This window comes from Ruegeria sp. D4 (assembly GCF_056534475.1).
This window is the reverse complement of sequence record NZ_JBQFPJ010000010.1, coordinates 115,627-136,616: the sequence shown is the minus strand read 5'-3', so window position 1 is coordinate 136,616 and position 20,990 is coordinate 115,627. Positions and strand designations below refer to the sequence as shown.

General features: G+C 59.6%; 21 protein-coding genes. 3 read left to right on the top strand and 18 right to left on the bottom strand.

Translation table 11 applies throughout. The features are described from left to right. The 15 genes from nuoF to ACR0MI_RS14675 form a co-directional block, all read right to left on the bottom strand. Positions 1 to 1,299, bottom strand: coding sequence for an NADH-quinone oxidoreductase subunit NuoF (gene nuoF / locus ACR0MI_RS14745; protein WP_170817085.1), 1,299 nt, complete (start codon positions 1,297 to 1,299; stop codon positions 1 to 3). 12 nt (positions 1,300 to 1,311) lie between these two features. Then, positions 1,312 to 1,533: a DUF5337 domain-containing protein gene (locus ACR0MI_RS14740; protein ID WP_170615364.1), complete on the bottom strand. Its 222-nt coding sequence runs from the start codon at positions 1,531 to 1,533 to the stop codon at positions 1,312 to 1,314. 32 nt (positions 1,534 to 1,565) lie between these two features. Next, a complete protein-coding gene (gene nuoE, locus ACR0MI_RS14735; RefSeq protein WP_170615362.1) occupies positions 1,566 to 2,663 on the bottom strand; it encodes an NADH-quinone oxidoreductase subunit NuoE in 1,098 nt (365 codons plus the stop codon). Further along, on the bottom strand, positions 2,663 to 3,886 hold the full coding sequence (locus tag ACR0MI_RS14730; RefSeq protein WP_170817060.1) for an NADH-quinone oxidoreductase subunit D: 1,224 nt from the start codon (positions 3,884 to 3,886) through the stop codon (positions 2,663 to 2,665). The genes nuoE and ACR0MI_RS14730 overlap by 1 nt, the downstream gene beginning before the upstream one ends. Next, complete coding sequence (locus ACR0MI_RS14725; protein ID WP_480713765.1) at positions 3,886 to 4,008, bottom strand: hypothetical protein; 123 nt, start codon at positions 4,006 to 4,008, stop codon at positions 3,886 to 3,888. Before ACR0MI_RS14725 ends, ACR0MI_RS14730 begins: the two co-directional genes overlap by 1 nt. 4 nt (positions 4,009 to 4,012) lie before the next feature. Next, complete coding sequence (locus ACR0MI_RS14720) at positions 4,013 to 4,186, bottom strand: hypothetical protein (RefSeq protein ID WP_170615358.1); 174 nt, start codon at positions 4,184 to 4,186, stop codon at positions 4,013 to 4,015. A gap of 2 nt (positions 4,187 to 4,188) precedes the next feature. Continuing rightward, entirely contained in the window at positions 4,189 to 4,791 is a 603-nt protein-coding gene (locus tag ACR0MI_RS14715) for an NADH-quinone oxidoreductase subunit C (protein WP_170817061.1), read from the bottom strand. Between the two features lie 11 nt (positions 4,792 to 4,802). Further along, positions 4,803 to 5,336: a NuoB/complex I 20 kDa subunit family protein gene (locus tag ACR0MI_RS14710; RefSeq protein ID WP_170615354.1), complete on the bottom strand. Its 534-nt coding sequence runs from the start codon at positions 5,334 to 5,336 to the stop codon at positions 4,803 to 4,805. After that, positions 5,327 to 5,692 (bottom strand): NADH-quinone oxidoreductase subunit A, encoded by a 366-nt coding sequence (locus ACR0MI_RS14705; RefSeq protein WP_170817062.1) that lies wholly within the window; start codon positions 5,690 to 5,692, stop codon positions 5,327 to 5,329. Before ACR0MI_RS14705 ends, ACR0MI_RS14710 begins: the two co-directional genes overlap by 10 nt. 186 nt (positions 5,693 to 5,878) lie before the next feature. Then, complete coding sequence (locus ACR0MI_RS14700) at positions 5,879 to 6,667, bottom strand: crotonase/enoyl-CoA hydratase family protein (protein WP_170677832.1); 789 nt, start codon at positions 6,665 to 6,667, stop codon at positions 5,879 to 5,881. Continuing rightward, positions 6,660 to 7,190 carry an AAA family ATPase gene (locus ACR0MI_RS14695; protein WP_170615348.1) on the bottom strand — a complete coding sequence of 177 codons (531 nt, stop codon included), beginning with the start codon at positions 7,188 to 7,190 and terminating at the stop codon, positions 6,660 to 6,662. The genes ACR0MI_RS14700 and ACR0MI_RS14695 overlap by 8 nt, the downstream gene beginning before the upstream one ends. After that, entirely contained in the window at positions 7,191 to 8,045 is an 855-nt protein-coding gene (locus ACR0MI_RS14690) for a hydroxymethylglutaryl-CoA lyase (RefSeq protein ID WP_170615346.1), read from the bottom strand. It abuts the gene before it with no gap. A gap of 79 nt (positions 8,046 to 8,124) precedes the next feature. Then, positions 8,125 to 10,056 (bottom strand): acetyl-CoA carboxylase biotin carboxylase subunit, encoded by a 1,932-nt coding sequence (locus tag ACR0MI_RS14685; protein ID WP_170619704.1) that lies wholly within the window; start codon positions 10,054 to 10,056, stop codon positions 8,125 to 8,127. Positions 10,057 to 10,134: 78 nt separating this feature from the next. Beyond that, a complete protein-coding gene (locus tag ACR0MI_RS14680) occupies positions 10,135 to 11,739 on the bottom strand; it encodes a carboxyl transferase domain-containing protein (protein ID WP_170615342.1) in 1,605 nt (534 codons plus the stop codon). Positions 11,740 to 12,118: 379 nt separating this feature from the next. Next, positions 12,119 to 13,645, bottom strand: coding sequence for an AMP-binding protein (locus tag ACR0MI_RS14675; RefSeq protein ID WP_170615340.1), 1,527 nt, complete (start codon positions 13,643 to 13,645; stop codon positions 12,119 to 12,121). Positions 13,646 to 13,781: 136 nt separating this feature from the next. On the opposite strand from ACR0MI_RS14675, the gene ACR0MI_RS14670 reads away from it, so the two are divergent. After that, on the top strand, positions 13,782 to 14,384 hold the full coding sequence (locus ACR0MI_RS14670) for an OmpW family outer membrane protein (protein ID WP_170817064.1): 603 nt from the start codon (positions 13,782 to 13,784) through the stop codon (positions 14,382 to 14,384). A 51-nt stretch (positions 14,385 to 14,435) separates the two neighbouring features. Here ACR0MI_RS14670 and ACR0MI_RS14665 read toward each other — a convergent pair whose 3' ends face one another. The 3 genes from ACR0MI_RS14665 to ACR0MI_RS14655 form a co-directional block, all read right to left on the bottom strand. Beyond that, a complete protein-coding gene (locus ACR0MI_RS14665) occupies positions 14,436 to 15,599 on the bottom strand; it encodes an isovaleryl-CoA dehydrogenase (RefSeq protein ID WP_170615336.1) in 1,164 nt (387 codons plus the stop codon). 165 nt (positions 15,600 to 15,764) lie between these two features. After that, complete coding sequence (locus tag ACR0MI_RS14660; RefSeq protein WP_170615334.1) at positions 15,765 to 16,964, bottom strand: aminotransferase class I/II-fold pyridoxal phosphate-dependent enzyme; 1,200 nt, start codon at positions 16,962 to 16,964, stop codon at positions 15,765 to 15,767. Between the two features lie 39 nt (positions 16,965 to 17,003). Continuing rightward, entirely contained in the window at positions 17,004 to 17,675 is a 672-nt protein-coding gene (locus ACR0MI_RS14655; protein ID WP_170615332.1) for an HAD-IA family hydrolase, read from the bottom strand. Positions 17,676 to 17,809: 134 nt separating this feature from the next. Here ACR0MI_RS14655 and glmU point away from each other — a divergent pair, with 134 nt between their 5' ends. Together glmU and glmS are read left to right on the top strand one after the other, a co-directional pair. Then, the gene (gene glmU, locus ACR0MI_RS14650) at positions 17,810 to 19,162 is read left to right on the top strand and encodes a bifunctional UDP-N-acetylglucosamine diphosphorylase/glucosamine-1-phosphate N-acetyltransferase GlmU (RefSeq protein WP_170817065.1); all 1,353 of its coding nucleotides are present in this window, start codon (positions 17,810 to 17,812) and stop codon (positions 19,160 to 19,162) included. A 3-nt stretch (positions 19,163 to 19,165) separates the two neighbouring features. After that, the gene (gene glmS, locus ACR0MI_RS14645) at positions 19,166 to 20,989 is read left to right on the top strand and encodes a glutamine--fructose-6-phosphate transaminase (isomerizing) (RefSeq protein WP_170619702.1); all 1,824 of its coding nucleotides are present in this window, start codon (positions 19,166 to 19,168) and stop codon (positions 20,987 to 20,989) included. Position 20,990 lies beyond the last annotated feature (1 nt).

Sequence of the window (20,990 nt, the reverse complement as noted above, 5' to 3'; positions counted from 1 at the left end):
TCACTCCGCAGCCATCGCACCCATGCGGCCCGATTTCTGAGCCTTGATGCGATCCTCGATTTCTTCACGGAAGTTGCGGATCAGGCCCTGGATCGGCCAGGCCGCCGCGTCGCCAAGGGCGCAGATCGTGTGGCCTTCGACCTGTTTGGTCACGTCGAACAGCATATCGATCTCTTCCAGTTCCGCCTCGCCCTTAACCAGACGATCCATGACGCGCATCATCCAGCCGGTGCCTTCGCGGCAGGGCGTGCACTGGCCACAGCTTTCGTGCTTGTAGAACTTCGACAGACGCCAGATCGCCTTGATGATGTCAGTGGACTTGTCCATCACGATCACCGCCGCCGTACCAAGCCCCGATCCCAGATCGTTGCGCAGATGGTCGAAATCCATGACTGCATCGCGCATGTTCTCGCCGCGTACGCAAGGCACCGAGGATCCGCCGGGGATCACCGCCAGCAGATTGTCCCAACCGCCGCGAATGCCACCGCAATGGGTTTCGATCAGTTGTTCGAACGGGATCGACATGGCCTCTTCAACCACGCAGGGGTTGTTCACATGGCCAGAGATCGCAAACAGCTTGGTGCCCGCGTTGTTCTGGCGGCCGAAGCCCGCGAACCAGTCGGCCCCACGGCGCAGTATCGTCGGCACCACAGCAATCGATTCCACGTTGTTCACCGTGGTCGGACAGCCGTAAAGACCCGCACCTGCCGGGAACGGAGGTTTCATCCGCGGCATACCCTTCTTGCCCTCAAGGCTTTCGATCAGGGCGGTTTCTTCACCGCAGATATAGGCCCCGGCACCGTGATGCAGGAACAGGTCGAAATCCCAGCCCGAACCAGCGGCGTTCTTTCCCAGCAAGCCAGCGTCATAGGCTTCGTCAATCGCGGCCTGCAGCGCCTCACGCTCGCGGATATATTCGCCACGCAGGTAGATGTAGCAGGTGTGCGCGTTCATTGCGAAGGACGCGATCAGGCAGCCTTCGATCAGCGTATGCGGATCGTGGCGCATGATCTCGCGGTCCTTGCATGTGCCGGGCTCGGATTCATCTGCGTTCACAACCAGATAGGCCGGGCGTCCATCGCTTTCCTTTGGCATGAACGACCATTTCAGACCGGTCGGAAAGCCCGCACCACCACGACCACGCAGGCCCGAGTCCTTCATGGTCTGGATGATCCAGTCGCGCCCCTTCTCGATCAGGCCAGCGGTGCCGTCCCAATGCCCCCGGGCTTGCGCGCCTTTCAGCGTGCGCTCATGCATCCCGTAGATGTTGGTAAAGATCCTGTCCTGATCCTTCAGCATCATTCGTTACCTTCAGCTTTCCTGACGCATGCGCCAGAGTTGAAAAATGTTCACGCCCGCATAGATGAATGCCGCCAACGCAGCAAAGTCAAACAGCAGCGCGTGTCGCGCCGTCAATCCCAACGCGGGGCCGACAAACAAGTTCATGGCAAGCCAAATCGTCATCGTCACTGCGATGACGATACCGATATGTCGGCCCTTTCGGGCTATGGCCTGTTCTTTGTCCTTGTCCATCACACATTGATGCCCCGGATGGGCACCGGCTATCACTCTTCGTATGTGCCGTCTTTCTTGGCACGTTTCGCAAACTCGGTTTCTTCACCAGCCGCCAGCTTGCCCGCCTGCTCGATCCAGCCATCCCGTTCGATCCGGCCCTTGAACTTCAAACGCGCGTCGACCCAAGCCACCTGATCAGGCGTCCAGGCGGCGATCTGGTCAAAGTGGTAGAATCCCAGCTCGTTCAGCGTTTGCTCCAGCTTCGGCCCAACGCCTTTCAGCAGCTTGAGATCATCTGCCTTGCCATCCCGCGCAGCCGATAGCGTTTCAGGCGCATTTTCCTTGGCCTTCGCCTCAGCCGCTTGTTTCACTGCAGGCTTAGCCGGCGCAGGTGCTTTGGGAGGGTTCGGAGCCGCCTTGGTCGCAGCAGCCTTGCCATCCTTGCCCAGCCAGGGCGTCAGGATCGGCACTTCGGTTCCGTCGATCCGCTTGACTGTATCACCCAGATCCGTCGCCAATGCGACGCTGGCGTTATACTGCGTTCTGCCACTGTCATACTCGGTCAGGCTGGTCAGCCCTATCAGGGGTTCCGCCGCATAGCGCCCGTTCTGCGGACCCGGTGTCGGCACTTTGCCCGCCGCCAGATCGTCAATGATCTGGCCAAAGCTCTCGGCGGTCAGATCCTCATAGTAATCCTTGCCGATCTGCGCCATCGGAGCATTGGTGCAGGAGCCGAGGCATTCGACCTCTTCCCAGCTCAGCTTGCCATCGGCGGACAGTTTATGCGGCTTGGCGGCGATCTTTTCTTTGCAGACCGCAATCAGATCTTCGGCCCCGCAGATCATGCACGACGTCGTGCCGCAGACCTGAATGTGCGCAACTGATCCAACCGGTTGCAGCTGGAACATGAAGTAGAAAGACGCAACCTCAAGAACGCGGATATAGGCCATACCCAGCATGTCGGCGACGGATTCAATCGCCGGACGGCTCAGCCAGCCCTCTTGTTCCTGCGCACGCCACAGCAGCGGGATCACCGCGCTGGCCTGACGCCCCTCGGGGTATTTTGTGATCTGCGCTTCGGCCCATTGCTGGTTCGCAGCAGTGAAGGCAAAGCTTTCGGGTTGTTCGGGGTGAAGACGGCGAAGCATTAGCGGTCAATCTCTCCAAATACGACGTCCATAGTGCCAATGATGGCGGCGACGTCGGCCAGTTGATGGCCCTTGGCAACGTGGTCCATGGCTTGCAGGTGCAGATAACCCGGAGCGCGCAGCTTGGCGCGGTAGGGTTTGTTGGTGCCGTCGGCGACCAGATAAACGCCGAACTCACCCTTGGGGGCTTCGACTGCAGCGTAGACCTCACCGGCGGGGACGTGGAAACCTTCGGTATACAGTTTGAAGTGATGGATCAGACTCTCCATCGAGGTCTTCATGTCCGAGCGTTTCGGCGGGGTGATCTTGCCGCGCGCCAGAACATCGCCGGGGCAATCACGGATTTTCGAGATGGCCTGACGGATGATGTGTAGCGACTGGCGCATCTCTTCCATGCGGCAGAGATAACGGTCATAGCAGTCGCCGTTCTTGCCAACAGGGATCTGGAACTCGAACTCGTCGTAGCATTCATAGGGCTGCGCGCGGCGCAGGTCCCAAGCGAGGCCCGATCCGCGCACCATCACGCCCGAGAAACCGTATTTCTGGATGTCATCCTCGGTCACGACACCAATATCGGCGTTGCGCTGTTTGAAGATGCGGTTTTCGGTCAGCAGGCCGTCAATGTCATCGAGAACTGAGGGGAACTCATGGCTCCACGCTTCGATATCGTCCAGCAATTCCGGCGGCAGATCCTGATGTACACCGCCGGGGCGGAAATAGGCGGCGTGCAGGCGGGCGCCACAGGCACGCTCATAGAACACCATCAGCTTTTCGCGCTCTTCAAAGCCCCACAGCGGCGGGGTCAGCGCGCCAACATCCATCGCCTGCGTGGTCACGTTCAGCAGGTGGTTCAGGATGCGCCCGATCTCGGAATACAGAACCCGGATCAGCGAGCCGCGACGCGGCACTTCCACACCGGTCAGCTTTTCGATGGCCAGACACCAGGCGTGCTCCTGGTTCATCGGGGCCACATAGTCCAGACGGTCGAAATACGGCAAGTTCTGCAGATACGTCCGACTTTCCATCAGCTTTTCGGTGCCACGGTGTAGCAGGCCTATATGCGGATCGCAGCGTTCGACGATCTCGCCGTCGAGCTCAAGCACCAAACGCAAAACTCCGTGCGCCGCAGGGTGTTGCGGGCCGAAGTTGATGTTGAAGTTGCGGATCTTCTGTTCTCCGCTCAGCGCGTCCGTGCTGCCGTCATCGTATCTTGAGCCGTCCATCAACGCCCTCGTTTCTTCTTTTTCGCCTCAGCCCGGACCCGGACCTTTTCGGCTTCGGCCGCTTTCGCTGCAGCCCCCGCAAGCAAGACGCCCAAGGCGCCTAAAACGATCAGTTCGCCCATCATGTCAGCGTCGCTCCATCTCTTGCAGCTTCATGGCCATCATCCACAAAAGGACAATGACCACTGGCGAAATCACGCAAGCGAACGCCCAGTTCTTGTTGATCCCGAAATGCGGCAACAGCTTGGTCATCGGAATGACCGTTGCAACCACCACGATAATCCAGATCAAGAACTCCATGATTACGTCTCCTGTTTTTCGTCCCCTGGCAGAATGTAGTTCGCACCTTCCCATGGGGACATGAAATCGAATTGACGATATTCCTGAACCAGCGACACGGGTTCGTAGACCACGCGCTTCTGCGCCTCGTCGTACCGTACCTCGGTATAGCCGGTGGTCGGAAAATCCTTGCGCAGCGGATAGCCGCGGAAGCCATAGTCGGTCAGAATACGCCGCAGGTCCGGATGGCCCGAGAACAGGATGCCGAACATGTCGAACACCTCACGCTCGAACCAGTTGGCCGAGGGGTGAACGCCCACGATCGAGGGCACCATGTCTTCCTCGCGGATCGAGACCCGCAGGCGGATGCGCTGATTCTGGTACATCGACAGGAAGTGGTACACCACGTCGAAGCGCTTGGCCCGTTCCGGGTAGTCCACACCGGTGATGTCCACCAGCGTCGAAAACTTGCAGTTCGGATCGGACGTCAGGAATTCGACAAATTCCACAAGGTTCGACGGGGCCACATCAACGTTTAGCTCGCCGTGAGTTACGTCCCATGACAGGACGCAATCAGCCCGTTTCAGCTCTAACTGCATGCCGAGTTCCTTGAGTGCTTCGCTCATCAGCTCTCTCCTCAGCGTACGATGGTGCCGGTGCGGCGGATTTTGCGCTGCAACTGCATCAGCCCGTAAAGCAGCGCCTCAGCCGTCGGAGGGCAGCCGGGGACGTAGATGTCCACAGGAACAATCCGGTCACAGCCGCGAACGACAGAATAGGAATAGTGATAGTACCCACCGCCATTGGCGCAGGACCCCATCGAGATCACGTAACGCGGTTCCGGCATCTGGTCATACACCTTGCGCAGCGCCGGTGCCATCTTGTTGGTCAGCGTCCCCGCGACGATCATCACGTCGGACTGACGCGGAGAAGCGCGCGGAGCAATGCCAAACCGTTCGGCATCGTAGCGCGGCATCGAGGTGTGCATCATCTCAACCGCGCAGCAGGCCAGACCGAATGTCATCCAGTGCAGCGACCCGGTACGCGCCCAGTTGATGATGTCTTCGCTCGAGGTCAGCAGGAAGCCCTTGTCCTGCAACTCGGCATTGAGGGCCTGGGTGGCGACTTCCTTGTCGACGCCGGCGGTGTTTGCGCCCGTCATCACTCCCATTCCAGGGCCCCCTTCTTCCATTCATAGGCAAAGCCGATCGTCAGCACCGCCAGGAATACCATCATGGACCAGAAACCCACATCGCTGATGTCGCGGAAGCCCACGGCCCACGGAAACAGGAAGGCGATTTCCAGATCGAAGATGATGAAGAGAATCGAGACCAGATAGAATCGGACGTCGAATTTCATCCGCGCATCGTCGAAGGCATTGAAGCCACATTCATATGCGCTGACTTTTTCAGGATTAGGATTGCGAACAGCAAGCACCACAGCCGCAAGAATAAGGACGATTCCAAGGCCTACGGCGACGGCCAGAAACACCAGGATCGGGAGATACTCCCGCAACAGCTCTTCCACGAGTGGCTCCTTTCCTGCGCGTCCGGTCCCGGGCGCGCCGTCAATTGGCGTGTTGACTGGACATTCTCTATCCGTGCGGGGTCAGAGGGTCAACCAAGCACAGGCGGCGAATGCCGTATTAATCTGCATGCCTGACCCCGATACACCGCCCGGATTTCGCTTTATCCAACAAACGGGAACATGCTGCTAAACCTTACTATTCCATGCAGGTTTTCGTTTCTCGAAGAACGCACTGATTCCCTCTTGCGCCTCTTGTGTTTCCCACCTTTGGACCAGGGCGTTGATCGTGTGATCAATAACGGCATCGTCGATTTTCGGGCCCAACGCCTGAACAAGGCTTTTGGCGGACGCGACAGCCCCGGGCGCGCAGGACAGATAAGGTTCCACATGGGCTTCCACCGCGTCCTCCAGACCTTCGGCGGGCACAGTCTCAGCCAGCAGCCCAAGATCCACAGCCTCGCTCGCATCAAACAGGCGCGCGGACATGAAGACACGGCGCGCTCGCGCTTCGCCCATGCGAGCAACGACGTATGGCCCGATCGTTGCCGGGATCAGACCTAGGCGGGTTTCCGTCAGGCCCATCTTCAGGCTGTTCACACCGATCGCAATATCGCAGACGGCCGCCATGCCCACACCGCCCCCGAACGCGTTGCCCTGCAAGGCGCCAATCAACGGCTTGGGCAGGGTATTCAGGGCGTTCAGCATTTCGGCCAGCTTGCGTGCTTCGGTGAACCGTGTGGCGGGATCCGCTGCCATCTGGTCCTGCATCCAACCAAGGTCGCCCCCGGCGCAAAAGCTCTTTCCTGCCCCGGTCAGAACAACCAAGCGCACGTTTTCATCCTTGCCCAGCGCCGCTGCCGCGCTGGTCAGTTCCGCAATCATTTGCGCCGACATGGCGTTGTGCTTTTCGGGGCGGTTCAGGGTCAACCTGGCGACACCACGCTGATCAACTGCAATATCGATCGTTTCAAACATCGTTTTTCTCCTGTGGGTCTTCACGGATCGCAGCCGCCAACAAGGTCGCCGCCTCGGCCGGATCTGTCTGCGCTGTGTCGATCCTGACATCGGGATTTGGAAACGGGTCGTATCTGCGCCTCTCAACGGCCTGCCAGGTCGGCGGTGACCAATTGGGCAACTCGACTGTGCGATGTTCGACACGTTTTTGATGTTCGGTCTTGTCTGAGCACCAGAATTCCACATCAAGATGCCGCGCTTGGGCTTTCCCCGACACACCGCGCCAAGCGTCTCGCGTCAGGCTGATTGGGTTCACACAGTCGGCTATCACGTCAAACCCCTGCTGCAAGGCACCAGTGGCAACGGCTTGTGCTGCGGCATAACCGCCATCTGCAAGATCATCGACCTTCATATGCGACGACTGCATGGCGGTTTCGATCTGATCAATCCAAAGCCACAACGCGCCTGTCCGCTCCGCAACCATTCGGGCAATTGTCGTTTTGCCAACACCCGGCAAACCGGACAGACACATCAAAACCGGCACTCAGGTGCCCCGCATCGAACGGGCCATCTCTGCCGCTTCCTGCAGGATCACGGCGTCCAGACCCGTGTCATAGCCCAACCGTTCAAGATGCGCCGCAACCGCCTCGGTCGCCACGTTCCCCGCCGCCCCCGGCGCGTATGGGCAGCCGCCCAAACCGCCGACCGCCGCATCGAAGACACGCACCCCAAGTGCCAGAGCGGCATCGATATTATCCATCGCCCGGCCATTCGTGTCATGAAAATGCCCCGCCAACCTTGTGACCGGCACCTGCTCGCGAACAGCAAGGATCATGCGCGCGATCTTGTCGGGCGTGCCCTGCCCGATGGTATCGCCCAATGAAATCTCATAGCAGCCGTGCGAAAACAGCACATCAGCCACTTCGGCGACTTTCTCCGGCGCTGTCGGTCCGTCATAGGGGCAGTCGGTCACGCAGGAAATATACCCGCGCACCGGCAAGTCGATATGGCGCGCTTCCTCCAGAATCGGCTCGAACCGCGCGATGGATTCCGCAATAGACGCATTAATGTTTGCCTTCGAAAACCCTTCGGATGCCGACGCGAATATGGCGATTTCGTCCGCATGTGCGGCAATAGCGTCCTCATAGCCGCGCATATTCGGCGTCAAGGCAGCGTAGCGAACGCCAGCCGCGCGGGTAATGCCTGCCAAAACCGCTGCACTGTCTGCCATTTGCGGCACCCATTTCGGCGACACAAAACTCGCAACTTCGATGCGATTGAAGCCGGCATCGCTCAGGCGATTCACCAGCGCCACTTTCTCGGCCACGGGGATCTGGCGCTGTTCATTCTGCAGACCGTCCCGGGGCCCGACCTCAAAGATTTCGACTCTGTCACCCATTCCTGCGCCTCTCCTGTGTTGTTCCGATCAACGGCTGAACCTGCCCCGACAATGGCATGCGATGCATCACAGGGATAGGCTACTCCTCTTCCAGCCGAACAAGCGCGGCACCGGCTTCGACCTGCGATCCGGGTGCGGCCAGAACTTCGGCAACGATGCCGTCACGTGCGGCCAGCAAGGCGTGCTCCATTTTCATCGCTTCCAGAATGGCCAAGCGGTCGCCCTCCGATACGGACTGACCAGCCTCGGCGAACACGGCCTTGACCAGACCGGGCATGGGCGCCTCGATCACGTTTGTGTTGCCGGATGCTGTCGTATCGCGATCCAGCGGATCGATTAGTTCAAACGCGTGGCCGTAATCGTCAAAAACCGTGATGACGGCTCCGTTGATGGCAACGCGAGGCATGGGCTGACCGTCCAGACGCCAGAGGCCATCGCGCCGCCGTGCCTCGATCTGTTTCTGGTTTACATACCACAGTTGCCGGTCACGCCCATCGACCTGCACGTCCAGATCGATGACATCGCCCCGGTGCTGCAGGTGGACCGCACGACGCAGCGGCTCCCACAGCGTGAAACCGGTCTCGTAATCCGTGTCGACAAGGCCCAGGGCCGCCATAGCGGCGGCCACGGAATGTCCGGCAGAGGGTTCTGTTTCCGAAGTCAGCCCCGGCAACTCCCGGCCAATCAACCCAGTATCCACATCACCTGCGGCAAATCCTGCATGCCGCGTCAGCGCGCCCAGAAATGCAAGGTTCGTCACCGTTCCAGCGACCTCGGTTTGCTGCAACGCACGGTGCAATTGCTCCAGCGCCGCCGATCGGGTTGGTCCATGCACGATGACCTTGGCAATCATCGGATCGTACCACGGGCTGATTATGTCACCGGCACGCACACCACTGTCGGCGCGGCAATCATCTGGAAACCGAAGATGAGAAAGCTGTCCGGTCGCGGGCAGAAACCCTTTTGGTACGTCTTCAGCGTAAAGCCGCGCCTCGAAGGCATGCCCGCTGATCGACAGATCTTCTTGACCGGCGGGCAGCTTTTCCCCGGACGCGACCCGCAATTGCCATTCGACCAGATCAACGCCAGTGATCGCTTCTGTCACGGGATGTTCAACCTGCAAACGTGTGTTCATTTCCATGAACCAGAACCGGTCCGGGCGCAGCCCCTCCGAGGCATCTACAATGAACTCAACGGTCCCTGCGCCCTTGTAGCCGATCGCTTCGGCGGCCCGGACACCTGCCTGCCCCATCGCCTCGCGCATCTCGGACGTCATCCCCGGCGCTGGCGCTTCCTCGATGACCTTCTGATGGCGCCGCTGTAACGAGCAGTCCCTTTCGAACAAATGCACGGCATGGGTTCCGTCGCCGAACACCTGCACCTCGATATGGCGGGGTTTGGCGACGAATTTCTCGACCAGAACCGCGTCATTGCCAAACGCCGTCCGCGCCTCGCTGCGCGCGCTGTCCAGCGCGGCGTCGAAGTCCTGCGGCTTTTCGACCAAGCGCATGCCTTTGCCGCCGCCACCGGCAACCGCTTTGATCAGAACCGGGTAGCCAATGGTATCCGCAGCCCCGGCAAGGTGTTCCGGGTCCTGGTTTTCGCCGTGATAGCCGGGAACAACCGGCACACCGGCCTCCTCCATCAGAACCTTCGCCGCATCCTTCAATCCCATCTTGCGGATCGCATCGGCGGACGGTCCTATGAACGTCAGACCGGCAGCTTCGACTGCATCCACGAAATCGGGGTTTTCGGACAGGAATCCATAGCCGGGATGGATCGCTTGCGCGCCGGTTTTTAACGCCGCCTCGATGATCACGTTCCCTTTGAGGTAGCTGTCCGCAGGGGCCGCGCCACCGATATGCACCGCCTCATCGGCCATCTGGACGTGCTTGGACCCGATATCGGCGTCCGAATAGACGGCAACGCAGGAAACCCCCAGCTTTTGCGCGGTTTCCATCACTCGACAGGCAATCTCACCCCGGTTGGCAATCAGAATTTTAGTGAACACAAGCCCAGTTCCTCTCTGAACAAAAATCCCTCGACGAAGGATTTCTTCCCAAGAATTTTCGCAGAAACTTCTCTGCCATCACATCCTGAACACGCCGAAGCGCGTCTCCTCGATCGGGGCATTCAACGCAGCGCTCAGCGAGAGGGCCAGCACTTCGCGGCTTTTGCGCGGGTCGATGATGCCGTCGTCCCACAACCGCGCCGAGGCATAGAGCGGATGCGACTGCTCCTCGAACATGTCCAGCGTGGGCCGCTTGAATTCCGCTTCTTCTTCAGCCGACCATGTGCCGCCCTGCCGTTCGATCCCGTCGCGCTTGACCGTGGCCAGAACACCCGCCGCCTGTTCGCCACCCATGACCGAGATGCGCGAGTTCGGCCAGGTCCAAAGGAAGCGTGGCTGGTAGGCGCGGCCCGCCATGCCATAGTTCCCGGCCCCGAACGAGCCACCGACAAGCATCGTAATCTTCGGAACCGAGGTCGTCGCCACTGCCGTCACCATCTTGGCCCCGTGCCGTGCGATGCCTTCGTTCTCGTATTTCCGCCCGACCATAAAGCCGGTGATGTTTTGCAGGAAAACCAGAGGGATTTTGCGTTGTGAACAGAGTTCAACGAAATGCGCGCCCTTCTGGGCTGCCTCTGAGAACAGCACCCCGTTATTGGCGATGATCCCGACGGGGCAGCCTTTGACATGGGCGAACCCAGTCACCAGCGTTTCCCCGAACCGCGGTTTGAACTCGTCAAAACGCGAGCCATCCACCAGCCGCGCGATTACCTCGCGAATGTCATAGGGCGTGCGCAGATCGGCGGGGACCACACCCAGAATCTCTTCAGGATCATAAGCGGGATCTTCCGGGTTCGCCCAATCCACGGTCTGCGGCTTGCGCAGGTTCAGCGATGCGACGGCCCGGCGCGCCAACGCCAGCGCATGGGCATCATCCTCGGCCAGATAGTCGGCTACGCCGGACAGGCGGGTATGAACGTCACCACCGCCCAGATCCTCGGAACTGACCACCTCGCCTGTTGCGGCCTTGACCAGAGGCGGTCCGGCCAGAAAGATCGTCCCCTGCTCTTTCACGATGATCGTCACGTCCGACATCGCAGGCACATAGGCGCCACCCGCCGTGCACGACCCCATGACCACCGCAATCTGAGGGATCCCCTTCGCGCTCATCCGCGCCTGATTGTAGAAGATGCGACCAAAGTGGTCGCGGTCGGGAAAGACCTCATCCTGATTGGGCAGGTTCGCGCCGCCACTGTCGACCAGATAGATGCAGGGCAAATGATTTTCCTCGGCGATCTCCTGCGCGCGAAGGTGTTTCTTGACCGTCATCGGGTAGTAGGTGCCGCCCTTCACGGTGGCGTCGTTACACACCACCATGACCTCGCGCCCCTGCACCCGGCCAATGCCCGCAATGGCCCCGGCAGACGGCGCGGCATCTCCGTACATCCCATGGGCCGCCGTTGCACCGATTTCAAGGAAAGGAGAGCCCGGATCGAGCAAGTTCGCCACCCGGCGGCGCGGCAGCATCTTACCCCGAGATTCATGCCGTGCACGGGACTTTTCACCGCCCCCCATACGGGCCGCTTCCGCAGCAGCGGAGATTTGTGCCAATGCCTCGAGATGAGCAGCGCGGTTTTGTTTGAAGCCCTCGGAGGTGGGCATGGCTTTGGATGTGAGTTTCATACCTTGACCTCTAATTTCAGCATTTGATTACTCAGCGGCATTGCAACAAGGAACACATAAATCAGAAAGGGAATGAATTTGGCGACGCCCGATGAAACGAAAGGTGCCATTGACGTTATACTGTCTGCTAGCACGTCTAGTATTCCCTGCGAAATTAGGAAGAAAATCGGGACAAACATCAAGATAAGTGAAACCAAGAAAAAGCTCAGCGCGTTACCAAGCCTAACTCTTAGAACGCTGTTACATTTCGCGCATTTACCTGCGGGCAAATGGCCTTCAACAATATCAACACTCCCCGCAAGCATCCAAGACACCCATAGAGGAAGCGGTTCACAACAATTCGGGCACTTTAGGCCAGCCAGTCGTCGAAAAAGCCCAATCAATTGTTTGTTTCCTCTGCAGCCAAGTGCTTCAACTCTTTCCGAATAACTTTTCCCGTCACGGTCATCGGCAGTTCCTTCAGAAACGCCACCTCGCGCGGATAGGAGTAATGCGCCAGACGGTCCTTGACCCAATCCTGCAACTCGGCCCCCGACGCCTCGGCGCCGGGTTTCAGCACGACATAAGCCTTGACGATCTCGGTCCGCAGCGCGTCAGGCTTGCCGACTACGCCCACGGTCGCTACCGCCGGATGGGTCAGCAGGCAGTCTTCGATCTCGGCGGGGCCAATGCGGTAGCCAGCCGAAGTGATCACGTCATCTTCGCGGCCGACAAAACGCAGGTATTCCCCCTCCCACACGCCGCGGTCGCCAGTGATCAGCCAATCGCCGCGAAACTTCTCGGTCGTGGCCTGGGGCCGGTTCCAGTACTCCAGCATCATTGAGGCCGACCCCTGCCTGATCGCTACGTCGCCTTCCTCGTCCGTCGGAACACCATACTCGTCAATCACCGCGACCTCCTGCCCAGGCACCGGTTTGCCGATGCATCCGGGACGGACCGGATAGTCCTCGGCGCAGGAAGACACGACCATGTTGCATTCGGTCTGACCGTAGAATTCGTTGATGGTCAGGCCAAACGCCTTTTCCCCCCAGGCCAGCATTTCCGCGCCCAAAGGCTCTCCTCCCGAGGCGACAGAGCGCAGGCCGGGAATGTTCTGATCTGCCGCTTTCAGCATCCGCAGCGCGGTCGGCGGAAAGAAAACGTTCCGTACTCCACCCCGCGAAATTACGTCGGCGCACCCTTCGGGCGAAAACTTCTCAAGCCGCGCGGCAACCACCGGAATTCCCAATGCCAACCCCGGCATCAACACGTCGAACAGTCCGCCAATCCAGGCCCAGTCCGCAGGTGTCCAAAGGCAATCACCGTCCCGCAAATAATTGTGGCTGGTCGACACACCCGGCAGATGGCCGGTCAACACCCGATGCCCGTGCAAAGCCCCTTTCGGAGTCCCTGTTGTACCAGATGTATAGATCAAAACCGCAGGGTCGTCTGGGCCCGTGTCAGCAAAAGGCACCGGATCACCTGGTTCTCCGATCTGGTGTGCCAGCAAAGGTTCGGCCAGATCGCCCAGCAGCGCGGCCCCTTCGGCGTCGGTCAGCACAATCCGCGCCCCGGAATCCCCGACTCGCGAAGACAGAGCATCGCGGCGGAACAGCTTGAACAGCGGCACTGAAATGGCACCGATTTTCCAGATTGCCAGATGTGCCGCAGCGCACCAAACAGACTGCCCCAGCAACACACCAACCCTGTCCCCGGCCCGCACCCGGCGCAACAGCGTCCGTGCCAAACCATCCGACAGAACGCTGAGTTCCCCGTATGTCACGGATGAGGGTTCTTCACCGGTCAGATCCAACAGTGCCAATTTGTCCGGGGCCTGCGCCAAGCACTGCTGGGCCATGTTCAATTGCGCCGGACAATCCCAGCTGTGATCGGCGCGCAAACCCGGTATGACCTCAGTGGGACGCATGGGTTTTTTCCATTGTTTTACTGCGCTTTACCGCCGCTACCTCATTTGGCATTTCGACACGGATTTGACTCAGATCAGAGTCCGCCAGCCATTGATCCGGCACCACAGCTTTATCAACATAACCAAAGGCATGAATATGACCAAGAAACTCGCCGCTTTGACCTTGTCTACTGCACTGGTTGCGCTGGCCGCGCCGGCTTTTGCACAATCGCAAGGAGACTGGACCGTGGGTATCGGTGTCGGCTACCTCGACCCGAAATCCGACAATGGCACTCTGGCCACGCTGGATGCCGAAGTCGGGTCCAGCACCCGCCCGATCTTTACCGCCGAGTACTTCGTCCGCGACAACCTTGGTATCGAACTTCTGGCCGCAACCCCGTTCAGCCACACCATCGCGCTGGGTGGCATTGATGCCGCCAGCACCAAGCAACTGCCGCCGACCCTGTCCCTTAACTATCACTTCCCGACCAACAGCGCCTGGAAGCCCTATGTTGGTGCCGGTTTGAACTACACGATCTTCTTTGACGAAAAGTCCGCCTTGGGCGATCTCGACATCGACAACTCCTTTGGCGCCTCGCTGCAGGCCGGCCTGGACTACATGGTCACCGAACAAGGCTCCGTGCGGCTGAACGTGCGCTGGTTCGACATCGACTCGGACGTCACGTTGGATGGCGTCAAAATCGGCAAAGCCGAAATCGATCCGTGGCTGGTCGGTGTGTCCTACGTCCATCGCTTCTGATCCGTTCGCAATCCCGCCCCGCTGGTCCATTGGCCTGCGGGGCGAATTATCTCAGAGCATCTTGTTCATCATTTCGCGCCCGATCAGCATCCGACGGATTTCGCTGGTCCCGGCACCAATTTCCATCAGCTTTGCATCCCGGAAGATGCGGCTGACCGCGGCGTCGGACAGGAACCCGGCCCCGCCCATTGCCTGCACTGCCTGATGAGCCTGCGTCATGGCCTGCTCCGACGCATAGAGGCAGCAAGCCGCCGCGTCCTGACGGGTCACGTCGCCCCGGTCACAGGCCTTTGCGACCTCGTAGATATAAGCTCTAGCCGAGTTCATCGCGGTGTACATATCGGCGATCTTGCCCTGCATCAGCTGAAAGGTACCGATTGGTTTGCCAAACTGCTTGCGCTCGGCCAGATAAGGCATGACCTCATCCAGACAGGCCGCCATGATACCGGTTCCAATCCCCGCAAGAACGACGCGTTCGTAATCCAACCCGGACATCAGCACCGCAACGCCTTTGCCCTCCTCGCCCAGAACATTCTCGAAGGGCACTTCGACATCTTCGAAGATCAGTTCGGCGGTATTCGACCCGCGCATCCCCAGCTTGTCGAAATGGGGTGAGGTCGAAAACCCGGTCATCTCCTTTTCGATCAGAAAGGCGGTGATGCCCTTGGACCCTGCATCCGGGTCGGTCTTGGCGTAGACAACCAGCGTATCGGCATCCGGGCCGTTGGTGATCCAGTATTTGTTGCCATTCAGCCGATAATGATCGTTCCGTTTCTCGGCCCGCAGCTTCATCGACACAACATCGGATCCGGCCGAAGGTTCGGACATCGCCAACGCGCCGACATGCTCACCGGAAATCAGGCGTGGCAGGTATTTCTGTTTCTGCTCGGCATTGCCGTTCAGCTTGATCTGGTTCACACACAGGTTCGAATGGGCGCCGTAAGACAAAGATACCGAAGCGGACGCGCGGGCGATTTCCTCAACCGCGACCGTGTGCGCCAGATAGGACATTCCGGCTCCGCCGTATTCCTCGGGCACGGTAATGCCCAGCAGGCCCAGTTCCCCCATTTCCGTCCAAAGATCATTTGGAAACGCGTTCGAGGAATCGATCTCGGCGGCCATCGGTTTGACCCGCTCCTGCGCCCAGCGATGCACCATATCGCGCAGGGCATTCACATCTTCGCCCAGATCAAATTGCATTGTTGCGGTGAACATCCGGGCCTCCCTTGCCGGTTTAATGAACACTTGTTCAATAACGACATACCAGCTTGCATCCGGCCGGTCAACGTTACGGTTTCACGATCTGCCAAAACGAAAAAACCGCCGCCTGTTGGCAGGCGGCGGTTTCTTTGAGAAATCAAGCGTGCGCCGCAGGCGCACTCAATCGGATTGCGCCTGATAGACTGCACCGACTTCGGATCGGATAATCCGGGCAATGACGCGACAGTCTTCAAGCGAAAACGTCAAAGGCACCCGCATATCCATGATGCCGGCCAGGATACGGTCACTCGCTGGCATCCGGGTGCTTTCCGCATAGCGCCAGCTGTCATAGCGCGAGGTAAAACCGGCCGGTTCCGCCCCGCCAAACCACTTCAGTTCCACCCCTCGCGCGGCACAGCGGGCAATGACCTCTGCGATGCGGTCAGGGGGCCAGTCCAGCAGCAGAAACTGGATCGAAGACCCGACATAGGTCTCGCCCTCCGGGCGTTCGACAATCGTCAACCCGGGCGTTTGGCGCAAACCTGCCTCAACTTCTCTGTAACGTTCGTTCCAGCGCTGCACCTGACGGTCGAGATCCCGCAGTTGCGGGCGCAGAATCGCGGCCCGCAGATTATCCATGCGGCCAGAAACGTTGGGCGTGGTGTATTTGATGCGCTCGAAAACCTCCGACCCCGGAGCGGCCAGATGCCGCTCATACAGCATGTAGGATCCCGACAGCATCGTGGCCTTGGCGGCCAGTTCCTCATCATTGGTGATCAGCAGCCCGCCTTCACCGGAATTGACATGCTTGTAGGTCTGACAGGAATAGCACCCGATGGCGCCCTGACGGCCCGACAATTGCCCCCGCCATGCCGCACCCATCGTGTGGGCGCAGTCCTCGATCACCGTGACACCGGCCGCATCACACATCTGCATCAGCCGGTCCATGTCGCACAGATGTCCGCGCATATGGCTTAGCATCAGAACGCGTGCCTGACCCAACTTTCCTTCCAGATCGTCCAGATCGATCGTCAGGCTTTCCGTCACCCCGACAAACACCGGGCGGGCACCGACCGAGGCGATTGACCCCGGCACCGGAGCCAGCGTGAAGGCATTCGTCAGAACCGGATCACCCGGCTGAACCCCGACGGCCCGTAAGGCGGTCGCCAGCGCATACCCCCCCGAGGACACGGCGAGACAGTATTTCGCGCCGGTCTGCGCGGCAAATTCCTGTTCCAGCAATGCAGTCTCGCCCAGTTCCCCGGGCACCACGTTATAGCGATGCAGCCGGCCGTGCCGGAGGACGGCTAACGCGGCTTCGATTGCGTCTTCGGGGATGGGTTCCTGCTGCGTGAAGCTGCCAGAGAATGTTTCGGTCATGTGCCAGTTCTGATCCTGCAAAAGGTTCCGGTCAAGAGCTTACGCCGTCACGCCGATCAGGTCATTCACGACGTCGGGCAGATCATTGAAATGATGCAGCAGGGCGTCCGGTTCCAACGCGGCCATATCTTCGCCGGAAGGCCCGAACGTCACCAGGACCGACGGCACCCCGGCGGCGCGTGCCGTGTTGTGGTCGGTATCCGAGTCTCCAATCAGAACGCACTGGTCGGGGTGCCCGCCAGCACGGCGCGCGGCCTCGCGCAGGGGTTCGGGATCGGGCTTTCGCACCGCCAGCGTATCGGCCCCAACCAGCGAGGCGAAACGATCCCGCACCCCAAGACGCATCAAAAGCAGATCGGCCAGAGCCTCGGGTTTGTTGGTGCAGATACCCACACCGTACCCTGTGGCTTTCAACGTATCGACTGCCTCAAGCGCGCCGGGGTAGAATTTGGTGTGGATGTCAATGGCTTCCGAATAGGCCTCGAGCAGAATTGGATAATACGCCAGCACTGTTGCCTCGTCATACGCTCCGACCCGTTTCAGCCCGTGGCTCAGCATCATGCGTCCGCCACGCAAGGCAACACCGGCGTCCTGTTCCCGCGTCAGAACATCGCCATGCCCCATTTCACGAAAACAATGATTTGCCGCCGCCAGCAAATCGCCTGAAGTATCCGCCAAAGTGCCGTCCAGATCGAAGATGACCGTACGCATTTTGCCTCCTTGCTCGGCAGAAACCCGCCATGAGATGTTGCAAACGGCAATCTTGTTTGATGGGCGAACCGCTTGCGCCTTTGAAACCAGCGGATAAAACGGACGACAACAAAACACAAAGAGAAAACGATTTCATGACCACTGCCCTTGTCATCCTCGCCGCCGGAAAAGGCACCAGGATGAATTCGGAGATACCAAAAGTTCTGCATCCCATCGCGCAGGCCCCGATGCTGGTTCACGCCATGCGCGCCGGCGCAATTCTGTCCCCCGAACGCACTGTCATCGTCACCGGGCACGGGTCCGAGGCGGTCGCCAAAGCCGCGCGGGCCGAGGATGAAGACGTGCATATCGCCATGCAGGAGGAGCAACTGGGTACCGCCCACGCGGTCGCGCAGGCACGCGGCGCGTTGGACGGGTTTTCCGGCGATATCGTGGTTCTGTATGGCGACACACCCTTTCTGCAACCGGACACTCTGGAACGGATGGTAGCCGCGCGGGCCGAGAACGATCTTGTCATTCTCGGGTTCGAGGCGGCCGATCCCGCCCGTTATGGCCGACTGGTCATGAAGGGCGACACACTGGAACGGATCGTTGAATTCAAGGACGCCTCCGAGGAGGAGCGCGCGATCACCTTTTGCAATTCGGGCCTTTTGGCCTGCGATGCCCAGACCCTGTTCTCGCTGATCGACGCGGTCGGGAATGGCAATGCATCCGGCGAGTACTACCTTACCGATGTTGTTGAAATCGCCGGAAATCGCGGACTGAAGGTCACCGCTGTTGCCTGTGATGAGGCCCAGACACTGGGTGTCAATTCCCGCGCCGATCTGGCGGCGGCAGATGCCGTTTATCAAACCCGCGCTCGTGCAGAACTGATGGATTTGGGCGTCACGCTGATGGACCCGCAGACCGTGTACCTGGCTGCTGACACAGTGATCGGGCGCGATACCGTGATTGAACCAAATGTGGTTTTTGGCCCCGGCGTTACCGTGGAAAGCGGCGCAACGATCCGCGCCTTTTCGCATCTTGAAGGATGCCATGTCAGCCGCGGTGCCATCGTTGGCCCCTTTGCCCGCCTGCGTCAGGGCGCCGAATTGGCCGAAGATGCGCGTATCGGAAATTTCGTCGAAATCAAGAATGCAGAAATCGGTGAAGGTGCCAAGGTCAATCACCTCAGCTATGTCGGCGATGCCTCGGTCGGGGCCAGAACCAATATCGGCGCCGGAACCATCACCTGCAACTATGACGGCGTCATGAAGCACCGAACAACGATTGGTGACGATGTCTTCATCGGCTCCAACACTATGTTGGTGGCACCGGTCACGCTGGGCGACGGCGCAATGACGGCCACTGGCACGGTGGTCACCAGGAATGTCGATCCCGACGCACTGGCCGTGGCTCGTTCACGCCAGGAAAACAAACCGGGTTATGCGCGTAAATTGTTTGAAATGTTAAAGGCGAAGAAGGCTCGCCGCGACAAAGGAGCCTAGAATATGTGTGGTATTGTTGGCGTACTGGGACAGCACGAAGCCGCCCCTATTCTGGTCGAGGCGCTGAAGCGGCTGGAATATCGCGGTTACGACAGTGCGGGGATTGCAACGGTCAACAACGGCGCGCTGGGGCGTCGGCGGGCCGTTGGAAAGCTGGTCAACCTAAGCGATCTGCTGGTGCACGACCCATTGCCCGGCAAATCGGGTATCGGCCACACCCGCTGGGCCACGCATGGCGCGCCTTCGGTCACCAACGCCCATCCGCACAGGGCGGGCCCGGTGGCCGTTGTCCATAACGGCATCGTCGAAAACTACCGCGAATTGCGTGCGGAGCTGGCAGAAAACGGGATCGATTTCCAGACCGAAACCGATACTGAAACCGTCGCCCTGATGACCGAACACTACATGAAAACCGGTCTGAACGCGGTTCAAGCCGCCTTTAAAACGATCGACCGGCTGGAAGGTGCCTTTGCCCTAGCATTCCTGTTCGATGGAGAGGATGACCTGATCATTGCCGCCCGCAAAGGCTCTCCGCTGGCGATTGGTCATGGCGATGGCGAGATGTTCGTTGGCTCGGACGCCATTGCGCTGGCCCCGCTGACAGACAGGATCACATATCTCGAGGAAGGCGACCGCGCCGTCCTGACCCGCACGTCGCTGGAAATCCGCAATGAAAAGGGTGACCTGGCCAACCGGGAAACGCGCCGGATCAAACTGGATCACACCCGAACCGACAAGGGCGGGCACAAACATTATATGGCCAAGGAAATCGCCGAACAGCCGATCGTGGTGGCCGAGGCGATCCGGTCCTATCTGCCGACAGGTGGCGACCGGGTCGTGTTGCCCGATGCGGATCTGGATTTCACGAAACTGGATCGGCTGACCATGGTGGCCTGCGGCACAGCCTTCTATGCCTGCCTGACCGCAAAATACTGGTTCGAACAACTGGCCAAAATGCCGGTCGAAGTCGATATCGCCAGCGAGTTCCGCTACCGCGAACCACCGATCACTGATCGGACACTGGCCCTGTTCGTCAGTCAGTCAGGCGAAACGGCCGACACACTGGCCGCGCTGCGCTATTGCGAGGGCAAGGCGGACAAGATCGTTTCGGTTGTCAATGTCCCCGAAAGCTCGATTGCCCGCGAAAGTGACATTGCCCTGCCGATCCACGCCGGCGTGGAAATCGGCGTGGCATCGACGAAGGCGTTCACGTGTCAGTTGAGCGTGTTGCTGATGCTTGCGCTCAAAGCTGCCGCCGATCGGGGCACGCTCAGCGACGAAGAACTGGCCGATCACGCCGCAGCTTTGCGCGGTCTGCCCACAATCCTGAACGCGGCGCTGGATCAAAGCCAAGCCATCCGCAAATCCGCTCAGCGCCTGTCCGAGGCGCGCGACGTGTTGTTTCTGGGCCGGGGGCTGATGTATCCACTGGCCATGGAGGGGGCGCTAAAGCTCAAGGAAATCAGCTATATCCATGCGGAAGGTTATGCCTCGGGTGAATTGAAACACGGGCCCATCGCCCTGATCGACAAGCATATGCCGGTGGTTGTCATGGCCCCGCGCGACGCCGTTTTCGACAAGACAGTTTCGAACATGCAGGAGGTCATGGCGCGCAAGGGCAAGGTCATTCTCATCTCAGACGCTGACGGCATTACCGACGCGGAAGACGGCGTCTGGAACACGATCCGCATGCCGCATGTCCATACAAGCCTGGCGCCAATCCTGTATTCGGTGCCGGCCCAGTTGCTGGCCTATCACACCGCTGTCGCAAAGGGCACGGATGTGGATCAGCCGCGCAACCTGGCCAAATCCGTAACGGTGGAGTGAA

Bases quoted from the DNA above. Each gene is read 5' to 3' on its own strand.
- ACR0MI_RS14715 (WP_170817061.1), bottom strand. From the start codon at position 4,791: ATGAGCGAAGCACTCAAGGAACTCGGCATGCAGTTAGAGCTGAAACGG.
- ACR0MI_RS14700 (WP_170677832.1), bottom strand. From the start codon at position 6,667: ATGTTTGAAACGATCGATATTGCAGTTGATCAGCGTGGTGTCGCCAGG.
- nuoE (WP_170615362.1), bottom strand. From the start codon at position 2,663: ATGCTTCGCCGTCTTCACCCCGAACAACCCGAAAGCTTTGCCTTCACT.
- ACR0MI_RS14690 (WP_170615346.1), bottom strand. From the start codon at position 8,045: ATGGGTGACAGAGTCGAAATCTTTGAGGTCGGGCCCCGGGACGGTCTG.
- ACR0MI_RS14665 (WP_170615336.1), bottom strand. From the start codon at position 15,599: ATGTTCACCGCAACAATGCAATTTGATCTGGGCGAAGATGTGAATGCC.
- ACR0MI_RS14740 (WP_170615364.1), bottom strand. From the start codon at position 1,533: ATGGACAAGGACAAAGAACAGGCCATAGCCCGAAAGGGCCGACATATC.
- glmS (WP_170619702.1), top strand. From the start codon at position 19,166: ATGTGTGGTATTGTTGGCGTACTGGGACAGCACGAAGCCGCCCCTATT.
- ACR0MI_RS14730 (WP_170817060.1), bottom strand. From the start codon at position 3,886: ATGGACGGCTCAAGATACGATGACGGCAGCACGGACGCGCTGAGCGGA.
- nuoF (WP_170817085.1), bottom strand. From the start codon at position 1,299: ATGCTGAAGGATCAGGACAGGATCTTTACCAACATCTACGGGATGCAT.
- ACR0MI_RS14670 (WP_170817064.1), top strand. From the start codon at position 13,782: ATGACCAAGAAACTCGCCGCTTTGACCTTGTCTACTGCACTGGTTGCG.
- ACR0MI_RS14725 (WP_480713765.1), bottom strand. From the start codon at position 4,008: ATGGGCGAACTGATCGTTTTAGGCGCCTTGGGCGTCTTGCTTGCGGGG.
- ACR0MI_RS14655 (WP_170615332.1), bottom strand. From the start codon at position 17,675: ATGCGTACGGTCATCTTCGATCTGGACGGCACTTTGGCGGATACTTCA.
- glmU (WP_170817065.1), top strand. From the start codon at position 17,810: ATGACCACTGCCCTTGTCATCCTCGCCGCCGGAAAAGGCACCAGGATG.
- ACR0MI_RS14675 (WP_170615340.1), bottom strand. From the start codon at position 13,645: ATGCGTCCCACTGAGGTCATACCGGGTTTGCGCGCCGATCACAGCTGG.
- ACR0MI_RS14710 (WP_170615354.1), bottom strand. From the start codon at position 5,336: ATGGGAGTGATGACGGGCGCAAACACCGCCGGCGTCGACAAGGAAGTC.
- ACR0MI_RS14660 (WP_170615334.1), bottom strand. From the start codon at position 16,964: ATGACCGAAACATTCTCTGGCAGCTTCACGCAGCAGGAACCCATCCCC.
- ACR0MI_RS14720 (WP_170615358.1), bottom strand. From the start codon at position 4,186: ATGGAGTTCTTGATCTGGATTATCGTGGTGGTTGCAACGGTCATTCCG.
- ACR0MI_RS14680 (WP_170615342.1), bottom strand. From the start codon at position 11,739: ATGAAACTCACATCCAAAGCCATGCCCACCTCCGAGGGCTTCAAACAA.